Genomic DNA, 213 nt, shown 5'->3' with positions numbered 1-213 from the left:
AGAGAGGACGGCAGGGGGAACGTCTGGTCATCCGTGACGACGGTGATGGCGGTTTTCTCATCCTGTGAATCGGCATCGCTGCCGTCAGGCAGGGTGAGCATGACGTGATGCTGCAGGATATTCTGGTCGTCAGGGTTGCCGGTGCAGTTCAGGTTCATCATCACGTTTTCCGGGCTGGTGATGATGTACTCGGTGACGCCCATACCGAAGCCA

1 pseudogene is annotated in these 213 nt (G+C 57.7%); it reads right to left on the bottom strand.

The annotated features are described in order from the left end of the window. Positions 1 to 213: pseudogene (locus tag DEO48_RS26270) on the bottom strand (hypothetical protein); the annotation flags it as partial.

This window comes from Enterobacter sp. CGMCC 5087 (genome assembly GCF_003144775.1).
Lineage (GTDB): Bacteria > Pseudomonadota > Gammaproteobacteria > Enterobacterales > Enterobacteriaceae > Enterobacter > Enterobacter cloacae_M.
Note: the sequence above shows the minus strand (reverse complement) of the source record. Positions and strands in the feature narration are given on the sequence as shown.